The sequence below is a fragment of the Streptomyces broussonetiae genome (genome assembly GCF_009796285.1).
Classification (GTDB): domain Bacteria; phylum Actinomycetota; class Actinomycetes; order Streptomycetales; family Streptomycetaceae; genus Streptomyces; species Streptomyces broussonetiae.
This window is the reverse complement of record NZ_CP047020.1, coordinates 9,139,806-9,158,834: the sequence shown is the minus strand read 5'-3', so window position 1 is coordinate 9,158,834 and position 19,029 is coordinate 9,139,806. Positions and strand designations below refer to the sequence as shown.

16 protein-coding genes and 2 pseudogenes are annotated in these 19,029 nt (G+C 71.2%); 13 read left to right on the top strand and 5 right to left on the bottom strand.

The genetic code is table 11. The features are described from left to right. Positions 1-95: 95 nt before the first annotated feature. Entirely contained in the window at positions 96-626 is a 531-nt protein-coding gene (locus GQF42_RS41720; protein WP_158928775.1) for a winged helix-turn-helix transcriptional regulator, read from the bottom strand. Positions 627-744: 118 nt separating this feature from the next. Here GQF42_RS41720 and GQF42_RS41715 point away from each other — a divergent pair, with 118 nt between their 5' ends. The 5 genes and pseudogenes from GQF42_RS41715 (at position 745) to GQF42_RS46510 (ending at position 4,190) form a co-directional block, all read left to right on the top strand. Next, positions 745-1,257 (top strand): SRPBCC family protein, encoded by a 513-nt coding sequence (locus tag GQF42_RS41715; protein WP_158928773.1) that lies wholly within the window; start codon positions 745-747, stop codon positions 1,255-1,257. Further along, on the top strand, positions 1,257-2,303 hold the full coding sequence (locus GQF42_RS41710; RefSeq protein WP_158928771.1) for an LLM class flavin-dependent oxidoreductase: 1,047 nt from the start codon (positions 1,257-1,259) through the stop codon (positions 2,301-2,303). Before GQF42_RS41715 ends, GQF42_RS41710 begins: the two co-directional genes overlap by 1 nt. Positions 2,304-2,604: 301 nt before the next feature. Further along, entirely contained in the window at positions 2,605-3,327 is a 723-nt protein-coding gene (locus tag GQF42_RS41705; protein WP_158928769.1) for a hypothetical protein, read from the top strand. A gap of 83 nt (positions 3,328-3,410) precedes the next feature. Then, positions 3,411-3,634 (top strand): annotated as a pseudogene (locus GQF42_RS41700) (NAD(P)-binding domain-containing protein); the annotation flags it as partial. Positions 3,635-4,016: 382 nt separating this feature from the next. Further along, entirely contained in the window at positions 4,017-4,190 is a 174-nt protein-coding gene (locus GQF42_RS46510) for a hypothetical protein (RefSeq protein ID WP_233273668.1), read from the top strand. Positions 4,191-4,211: 21 nt separating this feature from the next. On the opposite strand, the gene GQF42_RS41685 is transcribed toward GQF42_RS46510, so the two are convergent. Continuing rightward, the gene (locus GQF42_RS41685; protein WP_158928765.1) at positions 4,212-5,579 is read right to left on the bottom strand and encodes a YhgE/Pip domain-containing protein; all 1,368 of its coding nucleotides are present in this window, start codon (positions 5,577-5,579) and stop codon (positions 4,212-4,214) included. Between the two features lie 262 nt (positions 5,580-5,841). On the opposite strand from GQF42_RS41685, the gene GQF42_RS41680 reads away from it, so the two are divergent. Both GQF42_RS41680 and lpdA read left to right on the top strand, forming a co-directional pair. Next, complete coding sequence (locus GQF42_RS41680; protein WP_158928763.1) at positions 5,842-6,543, top strand: SDR family oxidoreductase; 702 nt, start codon at positions 5,842-5,844, stop codon at positions 6,541-6,543. A gap of 33 nt (positions 6,544-6,576) precedes the next feature. Further along, positions 6,577-7,974: a dihydrolipoyl dehydrogenase gene (lpdA, locus tag GQF42_RS41675; protein ID WP_158928761.1), complete on the top strand. Its 1,398-nt coding sequence runs from the start codon at positions 6,577-6,579 to the stop codon at positions 7,972-7,974. Between the two features lie 183 nt (positions 7,975-8,157). Here the strand turns inward: lpdA and GQF42_RS41670 are convergent, their stop codons facing one another. Beyond that, entirely contained in the window at positions 8,158-8,823 is a 666-nt protein-coding gene (locus tag GQF42_RS41670; RefSeq protein WP_158931229.1) for a GntR family transcriptional regulator, read from the bottom strand. Between the two features lie 96 nt (positions 8,824-8,919). Between GQF42_RS41670 and glyA the strand changes: the two genes are divergently transcribed. The 6 genes and pseudogenes from glyA to GQF42_RS41635 form a co-directional block, all read left to right on the top strand. Then, a complete protein-coding gene (glyA, locus tag GQF42_RS41665; protein ID WP_158928760.1) occupies positions 8,920-10,236 on the top strand; it encodes a serine hydroxymethyltransferase in 1,317 nt (438 codons plus the stop codon). Then, positions 10,233-11,453, top strand: a complete 1,221-nt coding sequence (locus GQF42_RS41660) for a sarcosine oxidase subunit beta family protein (protein ID WP_158928759.1) — start codon at positions 10,233-10,235, stop codon at positions 11,451-11,453. Before glyA ends, GQF42_RS41660 begins: the two co-directional genes overlap by 4 nt. Positions 11,454-11,476: 23 nt before the next feature. After that, positions 11,477-11,773 (top strand): sarcosine oxidase subunit delta, encoded by a 297-nt coding sequence (locus tag GQF42_RS41655; RefSeq protein WP_158928757.1) that lies wholly within the window; start codon positions 11,477-11,479, stop codon positions 11,771-11,773. After that, positions 11,770-14,667 carry a sarcosine oxidase subunit alpha family protein gene (locus GQF42_RS41650; RefSeq protein WP_158928755.1) on the top strand — a complete coding sequence of 966 codons (2,898 nt, stop codon included), beginning with the start codon at positions 11,770-11,772 and terminating at the stop codon, positions 14,665-14,667. The genes GQF42_RS41655 and GQF42_RS41650 overlap by 4 nt, the downstream gene beginning before the upstream one ends. Then, positions 14,660-15,319: a sarcosine oxidase subunit gamma gene (locus tag GQF42_RS41645; protein ID WP_158928753.1), complete on the top strand. Its 660-nt coding sequence runs from the start codon at positions 14,660-14,662 to the stop codon at positions 15,317-15,319. The genes GQF42_RS41650 and GQF42_RS41645 overlap by 8 nt, the downstream gene beginning before the upstream one ends. A gap of 158 nt (positions 15,320-15,477) precedes the next feature. Next, positions 15,478-16,362: pseudogene (locus GQF42_RS41635) on the top strand (MFS transporter); the annotation flags it as partial. 91 nt (positions 16,363-16,453) lie between these two features. Here the strand turns inward: GQF42_RS41635 and denD are convergent. Beyond that, on the bottom strand, positions 16,454-17,494 hold the full coding sequence (gene denD / locus GQF42_RS41630; RefSeq protein ID WP_158928751.1) for a D-erythronate dehydrogenase: 1,041 nt from the start codon (positions 17,492-17,494) through the stop codon (positions 16,454-16,456). A gap of 294 nt (positions 17,495-17,788) precedes the next feature. Continuing rightward, positions 17,789-18,877, bottom strand: coding sequence for a protein phosphatase 2C domain-containing protein (locus GQF42_RS41625; protein WP_158928749.1), 1,089 nt, complete (start codon positions 18,875-18,877; stop codon positions 17,789-17,791). Between the last annotated feature and the right edge of the window lie 152 nt (positions 18,878-19,029).

Sequence of the window (19,029 nt, the reverse complement as noted above, 5' to 3'; positions counted from 1 at the left end):
GACCAGGCCCACTGCGCTCCGGCCGGGCGGCCGGACCTCACCGCCTCCACTCAGGGGGCCGGTGGTGCGCCGGACTCCACCCGGGCGAGACGGGATCAGGGGCCGGTCGGCGCCGGGTCCTCCTCGGTGTCGAGCTTGAACCTCCGTCGGACGTCCGGGCGGCCGAGCAGTCTGGGCGGGTATCCCGGACCGGGCCGTGGGGTGACGCCCCCCCAGGAGAGGGGCTCCTTGCAGTGTGAGCAGACAACCTCGGCGCGAGTGTCATGGCCGCACGCGTCATGGCGGGTGGTGACCGGCTCTCCCGCCTCCTCGGCGAGCCAGCGGTCGCCCCAGGCCGTGATGGCCAGGATCACGGGGTAGAAGTCGCGGCCCGACTCGGTGAGCAGGTACTCGTGCCTGACCGGCTGGGTCTCGTAGACGTGCCTCTCCATCAGGCCCGCGTCCACCAGCCGACGAAGGCGTTCGGCCAGGGTGTTGCGGGCGATGCCGAGTTCCTGCTGGAAGTCGTCGAACCTGCGGATGCCGTAGAACGCCTCGCGCAGCACCAGGGGGGTCCAGCGGTCCCCGAGCAGATCCATGCTCCTGGCCACGGAGCAGGGCCAGTTCGCGAACGTCGTGCGCCTCATGACCCGATCATACGAGTCTTTCTTCGAAACTCAGCAGACAGATGCGGTGCAGGGTCTTGCCAGGGTAAGTCTTAATGCGCAACTATGCAGGTCGCGAGCGAGGGAGGGGTCACGCACTATGGAATGGACGGGACAGGTCTACGCGGACATCCCGACGGTGTCCGTGAGCACGTACATCGACGCTTCCGCGGAACAGGTGTGGGCGCTGGTGAGCGATATCCACCTCATGCCGCGGCTGAGTTCCGAGCTCCAGGAGGTGGAGTGGCTCGACGGAGCGAGCGCCCCTCGGCCGGGGGGCCGCTTCATCGGGCGTAGCGCCCATCCCGACCTGGGGACCTGGGAGACGACCAGTACCGTCGTGGAATGCAAGGCCCCGCAGTCCTTCGGCTGGGCGGTCGGCGACCCCGACCATCCCTCCAGCGTGTGGCGCTTCACGCTGACCCGGCAGGGATCGGGGACCGCGCTGGAGCAGTGGGCCCAGATGGGACCGGCCCGGTCCGGACTGACCTTCGCCATCGAGGCCATGCCCGACAAGGAACAGAAGATCGTGTTCGTCAGGCTCCGCGAGTTCGAGACCGGGATGAAGGCCAACCTCGCCGCCCTCAAAGATCTCGTGGAACAGGAGCAGTGATGCGCACCGCGACCACCATCGAGGCCTCGAGCGGCCCTTGGCGCGAGACCGTCGACTTCGTCCTCGAGGCCGAGAGGCTGGGGCTGGACATCTGCTGGGTGGCCGAGGCCTGGGGCAGTGACGCCCCCTCGCCGCTGGGCTATCTCGCCGCACGCACCGAGCGGATACTGCTGGGATCCGGCGTCATCCAGCTCGGCACCCGCTCCCCCGTGACCGTCGCACAGACCGCCATGACCCTCGCCGAGCTGTCCGAGGGCCGCTTCCTGCTCGGTCTCGGCGCGTCCGGACCCCAGGTCATCGAAGGACTGCACGGCGTACCGTTCAGCCGCCCGCTGACCCGGATGCGGGAGACGGTCGAGATCATCCGCAGCGCCTTCACCGGGGAGAAGATCTCCTACCAGGGCCGCCGGTTCACCATCCCGCTCCCCCACGGCGAGGGCCGCCCCATGCGCCTCAGCCTCGCGGCGGTGCCCGTTGCGGTGTATCTCGCCAGCCTCTCCCCGAAAATGCTGGAACTCACCGGCGAGATCGCCGACGGCTGGCTGGGCACGAGTTTCGTCCCCGAGGGGGCCGGTGCCTACTTCACGCACCTCGACACGGGGCTCGCCCGGGCCGGCCGCACGCGAGCGCAGCTCGACGTCTGCCAGGGAGCCGAGATCAACATCGTCACCGACGAGGGCGCCCTGGCCGACATCATCGGCAGCCGCAAGAGGGAACTGGCCTTCTCCCTCGGCGGCATGGGTTCCGGCTCCACCAACTTCTACAACGACGCCTACAGCCGCCAGGGGTGGGCGGACATCGCGGCCCAGGTGCGTGAACGCTGGCAGGCGGGCGACCGCGCCGGCGCGGCCGCGCTGGTCACCGACGACATGGTCCTGGCCACCACGCTGATCGGCACCGAGAGCATGGTCCGCGAGCGCCTCGAAGTCTGGCAGAAGGCGGGTGTGGACACCGTGCGCCTGTACCCGGCCGGGGACACGCTCGAGGCCCGTGTCGCCAATCTCGGCCGAGGCATAGACCTCATCCGCTCGATCGCACCGCACTGACGACCGGCGGGCGTGCACCTGACGGAACCCGCCTCGAGGCGTACATGCCGAACGCCTGCGGCAGGCCGGAGGGGCCGAGCCCAACGACACGCAGTCGCGTCGGCTGCCGTGCAGAAGGTGCCGCCCATACCCTGGCCGGGGTCGCACCCAAGGCCTGGGGCACCGAGATCGCCGGTGGCTCTGACGCGATCGCTCTCTGCCACGCGGGCGAAGCGGCTCAGGTCATCGTCGATGCGCTCGGCGAGCGCTGGAGCACACCTGGGGACCAGGCGCCGTCGGCCGTGGAGGACATGGAGGACATGTGAACGACCTACTCACGGAAGTTCTCGAGGCCCACGGCGGCACGAAGCGGTGGGCCCGCCTCACGACCGCGACCGCCACTCTGGTCAGCGACGGAGAACTCTTCGCGGCCAAGGGCTTGCCCCAGGATCTGCAGCCGCGCCGGATGACCGTGAGCCTGCACGAGGAACACGCCTCGGTGTGTCCTTTCGGGGCCCCCGAGCAGCGATCGGACTTCACGCCCGGACGCATCGCGATCGAACGCACCGACGGCACCGTCGTGGCCGAGCGCCTCAACCCGCGCCAGGCATTCACCGGCCACACCCTGGAAACACCCTGGGACCCGCTGGACCGCGCCTACTTCAACGGCTACGCCCTGTGGACGTACCTGACCACGCCGTTCTTCGCGGTCATGAACGGTATGGGCGTGGAGGAGGCGGAACCCTGGGACGAGTCGCCGACGGAACGATGGCGCTGCCTGCGGGTCACCTTCCCGGACGACATCGCGTCCCACAGCACGGTCCAGGACTTCTACTTCGGGGACGACCGTCTCCTCAGGCGCCACGACTACCACGTCGACATCGCCGGAGGTTTCGCGGCAGCACAGTATGTCTACGACTTCGAGGAAGCAGACGGAATCAGGTTCCCCACCAAGCGCCGTGCCCACCTCCGCCGGGCCGACGGGCGGCCCGACCACGATCACCTCTTGATCAGTATCGACCTGAGCGACGTCCACTACTTCTGACGGCAACAGCCACCGGTCGTCGGCGTCCCCGAACCGGGGCATCCATCACGTGCACACGATCAAGGACGTCAAGGACGAACACCATGACGACGCACAGCAGCATCGGCGTTCTCGGTGCGGGCGAGGTGGGCCGGGCGGTCGCCGACAAGGCCGTGCGGCACGGCCATGAGGTGGTCATCGGCAACAGCCGGGGCCCGGAGACCCCCCACACGCTCGTCGGCGAGCTGGGACCCTGGCCCACGCCGGGACGGCCGAGGAAGCGGCGAAACCGGAGCTCGTGTTCCTCTCGGTCCCGTTCTTCACCGTCCCGAACCTGACGGACCTCACCGCCTGGTCCGGAAAGATCGTCGTCGACACGACCAACCAGTTCGCGGCGGCCCTGGCGGGGCCGGTACGACGTCGGCGACCTCACGGGCAGCGAGTGGGTCGCCCGGCACCGAGGTGGCAGCGGGCCGTCCGGTGGCTGTGGCGTTCGACCCGATCGGCGGAAAGCTCGCGGAAAGCCTCGGACCTGCTGACGCCGGGTGGGAGGCTGGTCAGCTACGGGCAGATGGCCCACGAGCCGATCTCGCCGCACACGTCCACGCTGCTGCACAAGGCGCTGACGATGCAGGGCAAGAACATCGGCCGCTGGCTGTCCGAGGTCTCCGCCGAGCGGCGGGGCGTCCGACGTCGCCGCAGCCAAGCCGATGGCTCTGGCGCTCAGTGTCCACTTCGACGTGGCCGCCCCCTACGGCCTCGGCGAACTGGCCGACGCCGTGGCACACGCGGTACGGCCCGGCAAGGCCGGCACCGTACTCGTGCGCCCCTGGCAGCTCCCGCCGACCGGCGTGCCGCACGGCAGTGCCGCGCCGGCAGCATGAGGTCTCCGTTCGCCCGCGACGTCAGTCAGTGGCCCCGGGTACCGGCGCGGGCGTCAGACGCTGCAGGCCCTTGTGGTCGTAGTAGTGGGTCATGCCGAAACCGAACGCGAAGGCGAGGGCCCAGCCGACCGCGATCATGGTCCAGGCCCGGGTCAGGCCTGCGTCGGCCCGGGCGTCGAAGAAGAGGATGGCCCGCGTTCCGTCGCTGAGCTGCCGCATCGGCTCGAACTCGCCCAGGAAGCGGTAGAAGCCGGGGACGGCCTGCAGCGGAACGGCTCCTCCGGACGAGGGCAGTGCCAGGGCGATGAACACGAACATGGCCACGATCTGCCCGATGCCGCCGAACGCCGCGTTGATGGCCTGCACGCCCAGGCCCACCGCCAGGCTGGCGCAGTAGGAGAAGGCCCACAGCAGCGGCAGGTGCGAGGCGTCCATACGGAGGACGGCGATGGTGGCCACCATGACGAGGCTGGTGGTGAGCACGATGATGCCCGCGGTCATGGCCATCTTGAGCAGCAGCGTCTGCGTGCGGTTGATCGCGACGGTGGGGCGACGGGTGTGCCAGGGGCCGATTTCGTTGTCGGCGTAGCCGAGGGCCGCGTCCACGCCGTTGTGAACGATGTTGGCTCCGACGAAGGCCGAGAGTACGAGCAGCAGCGTGTAGTAGAAGGCCGTGAGTCCCAGGCCGCTGTGCCGGCCGATGGGGTGGCCGACCGCTGTGGCGACGGTGACGGGATCTGCGAGGAAAAGCCGGGTCCGGGCGTCGGCTCCCTTGCCGGCGTTGCTCTCCAGCAGATACCGACCGACCTCCAGCGAGGCCTGGTGGGCGGCGTTTTGAGTGATCTGACTGGCCAACGAGGAGCCCAGGCTGCCGACTCCCGGATTGGTCAGTGCGGTGAGCGTCGGCTTCCTGGCGGCGTGCGCCGTCGTCAACGCGGCTACGGAGTCGGTGAAGTCGGCCGGGACGACCAGGGCCCCGTAGAGCCTTCCCGAGGACAGCTGATCCTGTGCCTGTGCGCTGGTGAGCCGCTGCCACTCCACACGCTCACCAGTGGCCGATGCGGTGATCGCGCCAGTCACCTGGGCGCCCAGGTTCTGCCGCTGACCGGGCAGCGGCCGGCCGGTGTCGGTATCCACGACGGCGATCGGCAGCCGGTGCAGGTTGCCGTTCGGGTCGACCGTGCCACCCATGTAGAGCAGCGACAACGCCACGGCGACCAGCGCGCTCAGGACCGTGGGAAACAACCACAGCCTGCCGCGTCGTACGAGAGTCCCGGCGCGCGCCTGCCGCGGCTCGGGCGGCGGCGGCGCGTCCTGCGAACCCTCGTCGGAGCCGCCGGGTTCGGAGCCGGGCGCCTGCGGCTTCTTCGCGCTGTCCCAGGAATTCATCGCATCCCGCGTTCGAGGTTGTTGTGGCGATTCACCAGAAATGTGCCGTGTGCTGATTGTGTTGCCCGCTGTTCCGGCTGTCATCCGGTGAAGCGCCGGGGCCGCCACCGGCTGTGACTCGTCCGGGTTCGAGTCCCCGGTTGCAGGTCGGCCGGCGAGCGGCCAGCGTTCAAGCTGTGCCGGCCGTGCGCGGTCTCCCCCGGGAGGGGGCCATGGCTTCGTGTGGGCATCGGCGGCAACGGACGAATCGAGGTTTGCGGCCATGGAGATCAAGGGAGCGGTCGCGGTGGTGACCGGCGCGAACAGGGGCATCGGACTCACGTTCACCCGGGCTCTGCTCGACCGGGGCGCCGCCAAGGTCTATGCGGGCGTCCGCAATCCCGACGCCGAGGTCCGGGAGCCGGGAGTCCGGACGCTGCACCTCGATGTCACCGACTCGGCCCAGATCACGGCCGCGGCGGCTACGGCGTCGGACGCCACCATCGTGATCAACAATGCCGGTATCCAGGCCGGTCCGGGCCTGCTCGAGGGTTCCCTGGAGGGCGCTCGGCGCGAGTTGGAGGTGAACTACCTGGGCACCTGGGCGGTCTCGCGGGCCTTCGCTCCGGTCCTCGCTTCCAACGGCGGCGGAGCCCTGGTGAACAGGCTGTCGGTGGCGTCCTGGCGGGTGAACAACCGGTGGCCGAGCTACGCGGCGTCGAAGGCTGCCGAGTGGTCGCTGACCAATGCCCGGCGCGCCGGTCTGCGCCGGCAGGGGACCCTGGTCGTCGGGGTGCATGTGGGCCCCGTGGACACCGAGGCCACGGCGGGTGCCGACGTCCCCAAGGTGGCGGCCGCCGAGGTGGCGGCCCAGACCATGGACGCGATCGGGCGCGGCGGGCCCGAGGTGTTGGTGGACGAGGTGTCCCACCGGGTGCGCGCGGCGCTGTCCGGTCCCGTGGAACTCCTGGAACCGGCGCCGTGAACGGTGCCGACGGACAGCGTGGGAGATATGGACATGGACACTGACTTCGACGTCGTCGTCCTCGGAGCGGGCCCCGGCGGCTACGTGGCGGCCATCCGCTGCGCGCAGCTGGGGCTTCGCACGGCCGTCGTGGAGGGCCGTTTCTGGGGCGGCGTCTGCCTGAACATCGGCTGCATTCCGGCGAAGGCGCTGCTGCGCAACGCCGAGGTCGCACAGCTGATCCTGCACGACGCGGACAAGTTCGGCGTGAAGATCAGCGGGGATGTGCGCCTGGACTACCGCAGCGCCTACGAGCGGAGCCGGACGGTGGCCGACGGCCGCGTCAAAGGCGTCGGCTATCTCATGCGCAAGAACAAGATCGCCCAGTTCGAGGGCCAGGGCACCTTCATCGACCCGTACACGATGCAGGTACGCCTGCGCGACGGCGAGACGACGCTCTCCTTCCGCTCCTGCATCATCGCCACCGGCGCGACCGTGAAGCTGCTCCCCGGCACGGCGCTGGGCAGGCGCGTCGTGACATTCGAGGACCAGATCCTCGCCGACACCCTTCCGTCGAGTCTGATCATCGCCGGGGCGGGCGCCATCGGGGTCGAGTTCGCGTATCTGCTGCGTTCCTACGGCGTCGAGGTGACGCTGGTCGAGTTCCTCGACCGGATCGCGCCGCTGGAGGACGAGGAGGTGTCGGCCGAGCTGGCCAGGCGGTTCAAGAAGCAGGGGATCAACGTGCTGACCTCCGCCCGCGTGGAGTCCATCGAGGAGGGCACGGACCGTGTCCGTGTGACGGTCCGGCAAGGTGGCGCACAGCAGGTCCTGGAGGCCGAGAGGGTTCTGCAGGCCACGGGGTTCCAGCCGCGCACCGCCGGCTACGGGCTGGGCTCCACGGGAGTACGGCTGACCGACCGCGGTGCGATCGACGTGGACGGACACTGCCGCACCAGCCGGCCGCACATCTATGCCATCGGCGACGTCACGGCGAAGCTGATGCTGGCCCACGCCGCCGAGGCGATGGGAGTCGTCGCCGCCGAGAGCATCGCCGGCGCGGAGACGATGGAGCTGGACTACCGGATGATCCCGCGTGCGACGTTCTGCCGGCCCCAGATCGCCAGCTTCGGCTGGACCGAGGCCGAGGCGCGCGCGCAGGGCTTCGACGTCCGGGCGGCGAAGTTCCCCTTCACGGCCAACGCCAAGGCGCACGGGCTCGGCGACACGACCGGTTTCGTGAAGCTGGTGAGCGACGCCCGCCACGGCGAACTGCTCGGCGCCCACCTGATCGGCCCGGACGTGACCGAACTGCTCCCGGAGCTGACCCTCGCCCAGAAATGGGACCTCACGGTGACCGAGCTGATCAGGAACGTCCATGCCCACCCCACCCTGAGCGAAGCGGTACAGGACGCCCTCCACGGCCTCGCCGGCCACATGATCAACCTCTGAGCGCGCTCTCGCCCGCAGCAGCGCACTGCGCGGACGCGGCGTTCGATCGCGTCACCCGCCACAGGTGGGGTGTTCGGCGGGGGGGCCATGCAGCGACGCGGAGCAGCAACGGCCGCGCCGGGCACATCGCAAAGCCACCGGCGGGACCGCGCGTAGGTGGCCGCACAGCCGGACGGCGCCGTCTCAGATGGCGTCGCGGATGGCCCGTTCGAAGCCCTCGACGTGGCCGCGGGCGAGTCGGGCGGCCCTGTCCGGATCACCGGCGACGATCGCCTCGATCAACGGTCCGTGCTCCGCGACGTGGCCGGCCATGTCGGACAGACGGTCGACGAACAGGCACCAGATGCGGGTGGCCAGGTTGTCGTGGCGGACGAGGGTGTCCTCCAGGTACGGATTGTGCGTGGCGGCGTAGATGGCGCGGTGCACCCGAAGGTCCAGATGCATCAGCTCGGCGGCGGCGTGCCGGCCGGGATCCACGCTCCCGAGTTCCCGCCGCACCGCCGTCAAAGCCGCCCGGTCGGTGGCCGTGGCGCGCCGTGCGGCCTGGGCGGCGGCCAGGGGCTCCAGTTCCAGGCGCACTTCGGAGATGTGGGCCAGGTCGGTGATGTTGACCTCGGTCGCGAAGGTGCCACGGCGCGGGTAGGTGGTGATGAGGCGCTCGTACTGCAGCCGTTTGAGGGCCTCGCGCACCGGCGTACGGCCCACGCCGAGGGACTGCGCCAGCTGGTCCTCGTTGATCGGCGCGCCCGGGCGGATCTCGAGCATGACGAGCCGGTCACGGATGGCGCGGTAAGCGCGCTCGGCGAGGGACAGCTCCTCGCCTGTGGGCTCGGTCGCCACCTGCTGCATCAATGCCCCCTTGACCTGTCCGGCCAGCTCCCATACCGTACCGCACACGTCTGATATATCAGTTGCGCATTAGTTGGCCCCCAGGATGGTGGACAGATGGCAACGACCCCGTCGACCAGCACATTCGACTCCCCCCTCACCCTCCCGCTCGGCCGGCTCGACCCGGAAGTCGCCACCGCGGTGAACGCCGAGCTGCACCGCCAGCAGTCGACGCTCGAGATGATCGCCTCGGAGAACTTCGCCCCGGCGGCCGTCATGGAGGCCCAGGGCTCGGTGCTGACGAACAAGTACGCCGAGGGCTACCCGGGCCGCCGCTACTACGGCGGCTGCGAACACGTCGATGTCATCGAGCAGTTGGCCATGGACCGGGTCAAGGAGCTGTTCGGCGCCGAGGCCGCGAACGTGCAGCCGCACTCGGGTGCCCAGGCCAACGCGGCCGCGATGTTCGCGCTGCTCGAGCCCGGCGACACGATCCTGGGCCTCGACCTGGCACACGGTGGGCACCTCACCCACGGCATGCGCATCAACTACTCCGGCAAGCTGTACAACGTCGTGCCGTACCACGTGCGCGAGTCCGACATGCGCATCGACATGGACGAGGTCGAGCAGCTCGCTCTGGCCCACCGGCCCAGGATGATCGTCGCGGGGTGGTCGGCCTACCCCCGCCGCCTGGACTTCGCCGCGTTCCGCCGGATCGCCGACGAGGTGGGGGCCTACCTCATGGTGGACATGGCCCACTTCGCCGGGCTGGTGGCCGCCGGTCTGCACCCGAGCCCGGTGCCGTACGCCGATGTCGTCACGACGACCACGCACAAGACCCTCGGCGGCCCGCGCGGAGGCGTGATCCTCAGGTGGGCCGGCCTGGCCAAGAAGATCAACTCCGCGGTCTTCCCCGGCCAGCAGGGCGGACCGCTCGAGCACGTTGTCGCGGCGAAGGCCGTGGCCTTCAAGGTGGCGGCGAGCGAGGAGTTCAGGGAGCGCCAGCGGCGCACCCTGAACGGCGCCCGGACGCTCGCCGGCCGGCTGCTGGCCGACGACGTGGCCGAGTCCGGGATCACGGTACTGACCGGCGGCACCGAGGTCCATCTGGTCCTGGTCGACCTGCGCGGTTCCGCACTGGACGGGAAGCAGGCCGAGGACCGGCTGCACCGCATCGGAATCACCGTCAACCGCAACGCCGTACCGTTCGATCCCCGCCCGCCGATGGTCTCCTCGGGCCTGCGCATCGGCACCCCGGCCCTGGCCACCCGGGGCTTCGGCGAGGCGGAGTTCCGGGAGGTCGCCGACATCGTCGCCCAGGCCTTGAAGGAGGAGCGGATCGGCGACGAGCGCGCGGACCTGCTGCGCGACCGCGTCGAGAAGCTCGCCTCCGCGTTCCCCCTCTACCCCCACCTGCAGGGGGACGCGGCATGACCGCCGAGCCGCTGCCGGAGCATCCGGACTTCCTGTGGCGCACCCCCGAGCCGCGCGCCTCGTACGACGTCGTCGTCGTCGGCGCCGGAGGCCACGGCCTGGCCACCGCCTACTACCTCGCCAGGAACCACGGCATCACCAACGTCGCCGTCCTCGAGAAGGGCTGGCTGGCCGGCGGCAACATGGCACGCAACACCACCATCATCCGCTCGAACTACCTGTGGGACCAGAGCGCGGCGATCTACGAGCACGCGCTCAAGCTGTGGGAGCGGCTCCCCGAGGAGCTGGACTACGACTTCCTGTTCAGCCAGCGCGGCGTCCTCAACCTCGCCCACACCCTGCAGGACGTCCGCGAGGGCGTGCGGCGCGTGGGCGCCAACCGCCTCAACGGTGTCGACGCCCAGTGGCTGGAGCCGGACGAGGTCGCCGACGTCTGCCCCATCCTCAACATCTCGCCCCGCACCCGGTATCCGGTCCTCGGCGCCACCTTCCAGCCGCGGGCCGGCATCGCCAAACACGACCATGTCGCCTGGGCCCTGGCCCGCCGTGCCGACGACATGGGCGTGGACCTGATCCAGGGCTGTGAGGTCACCGGCTTCCTCAAGGACGGCGACCGGGTCGTGGGCGTCGAGACCAGCCGCGGCCGCATCCTCGCCGGCCGGGTCGGCCTCGCGGCCGCCGGGCACAGCAGCGTGCTGGCGCAGCGCGCCGGTTTCCGGCTGCCGGTGCAGTCCCATCCGCTGCAGGCGCTGGTCTCGGAGCTGCACGAACCGGTGCACCCCACCGTCGTGATGTCGAACCACGTGCACGTCTACGTCTCCCAGGCGCACAAGGGCGAGCTGGTGATGGGCGCGGGCGTGGACGCGTACAACGGCTACGGACAGCGCGGCTCCTTCCATGTGATCGAGCAGCAGATGGCCGCCGCCGTCGAGCTGTTCCCCGTCTTCGCCCGCGCGCACGTGCTGCGGACCTGGGGCGGCATCGTCGACGTCACCCCGGACGCCTCCCCGATCATCGGCACCACCCCCGTCGAGAACCTCTACGTCAACTGCGGCTGGGGCACCGGCGGTTTCAAGGCCACCCCGGCGGCCGGCTGGACCTTCGCCCACACCATCGCGACGGGGGAACCACATCCGCTGAACGCCCCCTTCGCCCTGGAACGGTTCGCGACGGGCGCGTTGATCGACGAACACGGCGCAGCAGCCGTGGCCCACTGAGAGCCCGTTGAGAGAAGGACACCGTGCTGCTGATCACCTGCCCCTGGTGCGGTCCGCGGGACGAGACCGAGTACCACTACGGCGGACAGGCCCACGTCCCCTACCCCGCCGACCCCGCGGATCTCACCGACGAACAGTGGGCCGAGTACGTCTTCTACCGCGACAACCCCAAGGGCCCCTTTGCGGAGCGCTGGTTGCACAGCATCGGCTGCCGCCGCTGGTTCAACGTCCTGCGCGACACCGTCACTTACCGGGTGCTGGCCTCCTACCGGCCCGGCGAACCCCGTCCCGAACTGCCCCAGGCCGGAGGGAACCGATGACCGACCAGCATTTCCGGCTCCGGCACGGCGGGCGTGTCGACCGCGGCACGCTGCTGCGATTCACTCTCGACGGACGGGAGTTGACCGGGTACCGCGGTGACACCGTCGCCTCGGCGATGCTGGCGAACGGGCTCGCCGAGGTCGCGCCGTCGATCTACCGCGGGCGTGCACGCGGCATCGTCTCCGCGGGCGCCGAGGAGCCCAACGCCCTGCTGCAGATCGACGGCGCCCACGCGGAGGGCATGCTGCCCGCGACGACGACGGAGCTGTACGACGGCCTGTGCGCCACCACCCTGTCCGGGAGAGGCCGGCTCGACCCGCGTCCCGATCCCGCCGTGTACGACAAGAAGTACGTCCACACCGACGTCCTGGTCGTCGGCGCCGGGCCCGCCGGGCTCGCCGCCGCCACCGCAGCAGCCGGCTCCGGCGCGCGTGTGATCCTCGTCGACGACCAGCCCGAGCCCGGCGGTTCGCTGCTCTGCGGGCGCACCGAGAAGGTCGGTGCGCAGGGCGCCCTGGAGTGGGTGGCCGACGCGCACGCGGCTCTCGGCGCCGCCCCCGACGTGGTCGTCCTGCACCGCACCACGGCGTTCGGCAGTTACGACGACAACTACGTGCTGGCCCTGCAGCGACGCACCGACCACCTCGGAGCCGACGCCCCCGACCCGTCCGAAGGCGTCTCGCGCCAGCGACTGTGGCACATCCGGGCCCGTCAGGTCGTTCTGGCGACCGGCGCGCACGAGCGCCCGCTGGTCTTCGCGGGCAACGACCGGCCCGGGGTGATGCTCGCCGGCGCCGTGCGTGCGTACGTCAACCGATATGCCGTGGCGCCGGGCTCGCGAGCCATCGTGACCACGACCAATGACAGCGCCTACGACACGGTCGCCGATCTCCGTGCGGCCGGGATCGAGATCGCCGCCGTGGTGGACGCCCGCCCCGAGCTGTCCCGCCGGGCCACCGAGGTGGCCGCGGCGACCGGGGTGCGGGTACTGACGGGCAGTGCCGTGGTCGACACCGCGGGCGACGCCCGCCTCACCGGCGTCACCGTCCAGGCCCTGGACGACGGCGGTCGGCTCACCGGTGAGGCGGTGTCCTTCGCCTGCGATCTGCTCGCCGTCTCCGGCGGCTGGAGCCCGGTCGTGCACCTGCACAGCCAGCGACAGGGAGGGCTGCGCTGGGACGAGGACCTGGTCGCCTTCGTTCCCGACGCACCCGTACGGGACCAGCACGTCGTCGGTGCGGCCCGCGGCACGTACGACCTCGACGGCTGTCTGGCGGAAGGGACACGGGCAGGTGCGCGGGCCGCGACGGACGCGGGTTTCCCGGTCCCCGTGCCGGCCCTCCCCTCCGGTGCGGCACGGGGCCCGGGCCCGGTGCGCGCCGTGTGGCTGGTACCGGGCCGCGACGGCGAACCGGGCGGCTGGGACACCCACTTCGTCGACCTGCAGCGGGACGTCACCGTCGCCGATGTCCGGCGGTCCACCGGCGCCGGCATGCGCAGCGTCGAGCACGTCAAGCGCTACACCTCGCTGGGCACGGCGAACGACCAGGGGAAGACCTCCGCCGTCAACGCGATCGGTGTGATCGCCGAGGCCCTCGGTGCGGGGGCGTCGCCCGGAGAGATCGGCACCACGGCCTACCGCGCGCCGTACACTCCGGTGGCCTTCGCCGCCCTGGCCGGGCGTGAGCGCGGCGAGTTGTTCGATCCGCAGCGCCGGACCTCCCTCCACAGCCGGCACGTCGCGCACGGAGCGGTGTTCGAGGACGTCGGGCAGTGGAAGCGTCCCCGGTACTACCCCGGACCCGGTGAGGACATGGACACGGCCGTGGCCCGCGAGTGCCGTGCGGCCCGTGAGGGGGTGGCGTTCATGGATGCCTCCACCCTCGGCAAGATCGAGATCTGGGGCACGGACGCCGGCGAGTTCCTCAACCGCATCTACACCAACGCCTTCAAGAAGCTCATGCCCGGCATGGCCCGCTACGGCGTGATGTGCAAGCCCGACGGCATGATCTTCGACGACGGCGTGACGCTGCGTCTGGAGGAGAACCGCTACTTCATGACCACCACGACCGGCGGCGCCGCCGCGGTTCTGGACTGGCTGGAGGAGTGGCTGCAGACCGAGTGGCCCGAACTCGACGTCCACTGCACCTCGGTGACCGAGCAGTGGGCGACGATCGCTGTGGTCGGTCCGCGCTCGCGCGAGGTCGTCGCCCGACTCGCCCCCGACGTCGACCTGTCGAACGAGGCCTTCCCGTTCATGGCCTTCCGCGAGACCGCCCTCGCCTCCGGCGTCCCCGCCCGTATCTGCCGGATCTCCTTCTCCGGCGAACTCGCCTACGAGGTCAACGTGGCCGCGTGGTACGGAGCGGCGGTCTGGGAGGAGGTGCACACGATCGGCCGGCCGTACGGCATCACCCCGTACGGCACCGAGACCATGCACGTCCTGCGGGCCGAGAAGGGCTACATCATCGTCGGCCAGGACACCGACGGTACCGTCACCCCGCAGGACGCCGGCATGTCCTGGGTGGTCTCGAAGCACAAGGACTTCATCGGCAAGCGGTCGTACTCCCGCGCCGACACCGCCCGCACCGACCGCAAGCAGCTGGTCGGCCTGCTGCCCGTCGACCGCACGACCCGGCTGCCCGAGGGCACCCAGCTCGTCGACGCGAACGTGCCCATCACGCCCGAGGCAGGGCCGGTGCCGATGCTCGGCCACGTCACCTCGAGCTACCACAGCCCGGCCCTAGGCCGCCCCTTCGCCCTCGGCCTCGTCGCCGACGGACGGGCAAGGATCGGCCAGACCCTGATCGCGCCGGTGGACGAGGGCCTGGTGCCCGTCGAGGTGGCCGATCCCGTCCTCTACGACCCCGAAGGGACCAAGCGAGATGGCTGAGCCGACGATCGGGGCAGGCGCAGGTCCGGTGGCCCTGCGCACCAGTGCCCTGGCGCATTTGGAGCAACGGATGCGGGCCGCCGCCGTCAGCGGTGACCGTGGTGTCACGCTGGCCGAGCGGCCGTTCATCACCATGGTGAACCTGCGCGTCGAGCCCGGCTCCGAGGCAGCCTCCCGCGTCGAGAAGGCCCTCGGGACACCGCTTCCACAGCGGTGCGGCGAAACGACGGCGGCCGGTCCCCATTCGCTCGTCTGGCTCGGGCCCGACGAATGGCTCGTACTGTCGGAGGCCGAAGGCGCCACCGTGGCAGCCGAGTTGCGGGAGGCACTCGCAGGGGCCCCGGGCTCGGTCGTGGACGTCTCGGCCAACCGCACCACGCTGGAACTGAGCGGTCCGGCCGCTCGGCAGGTACTGGAGAAGGGCTGCCCGCTGGATCTGCACCCCCGTGCGTTCGGCGCCGGCCAGGCGGTGTCGACGACGCTGGGACCTGTGCCGGTGCTGCTCTGGCAGACCGACGCGGTACCGACGTACCGGCTGTTGCCCCGGTCCTCCTTCGCCGACTACCTGGCGCGCTGGCTCATCGACGCGATGACCGAGTTCCGCGGCCCCGCGCTGTCGGCAGCGACCGTTGGACCGGCTGCCGCCGATTGACACATGAGACGCGGAGGCCGCTCAGCGCAGTACGGCCGCCAAGGTCGGTCCCCAGGGTCGCCAGATCGGGCAGATTGAGGGTGTAGCGGACGTAACGGCCGTGCCGCTGGGCCGTGAGCAGGCTCGCGCGGCGCAGGACGGCGAGGTGGCGGGAGACCGGCAAACAGGCGTGGCCTGCCGCCCATGCAGCTGTGGTGGCCACGGTCGCCCACGGCCGGGACCACGACGCCGCTCTCGCGGCAGGCCGCGCCCTGCGCAACGCCGGCCTGGGCGCGGGCGCCCTGCTCGCCACCGCCTGCCTGGCCGGCGGCACCACCGCATTGCGGGCGCTGGCAGCCGTCACCGGGCTCGCCTGTCTCGCCGCGGCGGCACTCGCGTGGTCGGTCCGCCTGCACGCGCATCCGGCCGCTGCCCCGGCCGAGGACAGGGGCAACGGCCCCGCGCCCCGGATGCGCGCGCTGCTGGCCGCCAACGTGGTCCACGTCTTCTGCCTCAACGTCCCCGAAATTGCGCTGCCCATGGTGCTGGTGACCCAGTTGCACGCGTCCCCGGTGTGGTCGGCGGCCATCTTCGTGGCCAACACGGTGCTGGTGGTCACCCTGCAGGTTCCGGTCACCGTCCTGATGTCCCGCTTCTCCCGGCGGACCGTGCTGGTTCTCGCCGGCGTGGTCCTCGCCGTGTCCTACCTCGGCTTCCTCGCGGCCACCGCACCGGGACACGGCTGGGGCGCTCCGGCCGTCGCCGCGGTGTCCGTGGTCTGCACCGTCGGCGAGATCATCTACGCCGGCAGCGCCACCGCGCTCGTCACCGCTCTCGCCCCGGCCCATGTCCTGGGACGTGCGCTCGCCCGCTTCCAGCTCTCCACGGGCTTCGGTCTCGCCGTCTCGCCGGCCGTCATCACCGCTCTCGCCCCCCACGGCTCGGCCGCCCTGTGGGGCGGCCTCGCCGCCGCGACGCTGCTGTCCGCCTCCGCCGTCGCCCTCGAGAAGGATCAACAAACGCGGCTCAGCGGTCCCTTCCGCAGGGCGCGAGCAGGCTCGTGATCTCCGCTCTCGCCCCTGACGACGGTGTGGGGCCGCCGCGGGCGTTGTCCTGCCGCGTCGCCCCGCGGGTCCGGGAACGGGCGGGACCCGGTCACGGGGTGCGCCGTGCCGGCTGTGCGGGTGCGGTGCCGTGGACCGCGTCGGGGTGATCGGTGAGGTAGTCCTGGACGACCGACCGGAAGTCCGGGTCGGGCCGCAGGCCGAGTGCGGCGGCTCGCCTGTTGTCGAAGACGGCGGGCCAGGAGGCCACGATGGCCTCGACGGCGGGGTCCGCGGACATGGTCACCAGGTCGGCGACGGCATCACCGGCCACCTGCCGCAGCGTGGCGAGCATGTCGGCGACGGAGACCGTGAGGGCGGGGAGGTTGACCGGCAGCCGGCCTTCGAGGCGGCCGGGCCCCGTACCGCGCTCGGCCTGCGCGACACACAGCAGTCCGTCGACGGCGCGTCGTGGTGAGGACAGGGCCACGGCCAGGTCGGGGCGCACCGGGCAGGTCGCGGGGAGTCCGGCGAGCGGTTCGCGAATGATGCCGGACAGGAACCCGGAGGCGGCCGCGTTCGGTCTGCCCGGCCGCACCGTGACGGTCATCAGGCGGGCGACACGCCCGTCGATGAAGCCGCGACGGGTGCAGTCCGCGATCAGCTGCTCGCAGATGAGCTTCTGAGTGCCGTAACTCGACTGCGGCACGGGCAGGGTCGCCTCGCTGATCGCGGCGGGCGGGGGCAGGCCGGGGCCGGCACCGTAGACGGCGAGGCTGCTGGCGAACAGCACCCGCGGCACCGGCCCACCGGCGGCCGTCTGCGCGCGGGCGGCCTCCAGCAGGGCGCGGGTGGTGTCCAGGTTGGCGCGCATGCCCAGGTCGAAGTCGGCCTCGCACTCGGCCGACACCGCGGCGGCGAGGTGGAACAGCACGTCGACGGGGTGCGCGAAGATGTCGGCGAGCCGGTCGGTCAGGTCACCGTGTACGAGGTCCACGAGCGGGTCGGTGGCCACCGGTGGGCCCGGCGCCACGACCCGGTCGGCCAGCACCAGCCGTTCGATCGGTACGCCGCCGAAGGTCCGCGTCTGCAGCAAAGTGGTGGCGAGGCGGTGTCCCAGGAAGCCGAACGCGCCGGTGATGACGACCCTCACGTGTGCCCTCTCTCGGGTGGCGGCCCGGCCGGTCCGGACTGGCTCACGGTGATGGGCCGGGATGGCACCACCGCCGCCGGAGAACAGCGTGGCTCGTGCCGGGGGCGTGAACGCCTTCGGCACGGCGTCACCGGTGTCTCTTCCCGGTCTCGCCCCGCCGTAAAGACACCCTGCACCGATCGTGCGGCTCGGCCTGCCCGGTAGGGCCGGATTCGGGCCCGTCTCGGCCATCACTTCTCCGGTTCAGCGCGGCATGGGGGCGCGCACCGGCGCCCGCAGGCCCGGGACTTCTTCTCAGGCGGGTGTCTCCCCGGCTGCCGGCACGTCGGCCACGACGCAGCTGACGTTGTCGGGACCGCCGCAGGCGTTGGCGAGGGCGATCAACTGCCGTACGGCCTGCTCGGGTTCCCTGGTGCCGGAGAGCACCTGGCGGATCTCGTCGGTCGCGACGACGGTGGACAGGCCGTCTGAGCACAGCAGGTACCGGTCCGCCGGCCGGGCATCATGCAACCGCAGGTCGGGGGTGCCGTCGGCGCCGGAGCCCAGCGCGCGCACCAGCAGGGACCGCTGCGGGTGGGACAGGGCCTCCTCCGGGCTGATCCGCCCTTCGTCGACCATCGACTGGACCACGGTGTGATCGTGGGTGATCTGGAAGAGTCTCCCGTCGCGCAGGAGGTGGACCCGGCAGTCACCGATGTGGACCAGGGCCATCTGCGAGCCCGTCCACAGCATCGCGGTCAGGGTCGTGCCCGCCTCCTCGGGTCGGGGACCGGCCGCCGCAACGCCGTGCACGGCCTGCCGGGCCTGATCGACGGCGTCTTCCAGGACGTTGAGGAGGCTGCCGGCCGGGATGCCGTCGGTTTCCAGGTGTTTGAGCGCCTCGACGGCGGCGGCGCTCGCGAGGGCTCCGGTGCTGCCGCAGCCGTCGGCGACGGCGAGCAGCCGGGAGCCGGCGTAGGCGGTGTCCTGGTTGCGGTCGCGGGCAAGTCCCGTGTCGGACAGCGCGGCGTAGCGGATGTGCAGGGGCTGGCCGGTGGGGGCCATGACGGGGTCCTTCCGTGACAGGTGGTCGATGAGGAAGCCGGCCAGGTCCCGCCGTGCGGCGGTGTCCGCCTCCACCTGGGCCCAGAACGCGCGGATCTCCCGGGCCGCCGGGCCCGCCTGCAGCGTGCAGACGTACTGGATCCGGGCCAGGGGCATCCCCAGCCGCCGCAGCCAGGCGACCAGCCGGGCTTGCTCCAACTGCTGCGGGGCGTACCGGCGGTAGCCGGTCAGCGGGTCGACGCGAGCGGGAGTGAGCAGGCCCAGCTCGTCGTACAGACGCAGTGCCTTCGGTGACAGCCGGGTCGCCTTCGCGAACGCCCCGATGGTCAGCAACTCCATCCCCGCTCCTCCTCACGCCGGGCATCGCGCCCGGCCCCACCGATGCTGCGGCCTGCCCCAAGGTGAAGGTCAACAAGGGCAGGCCACGATGACGGCGCTGGGGGTCGGGCGGGCTGCCCCGGCACTTCCGAGACACAACCGACCCGCATGAC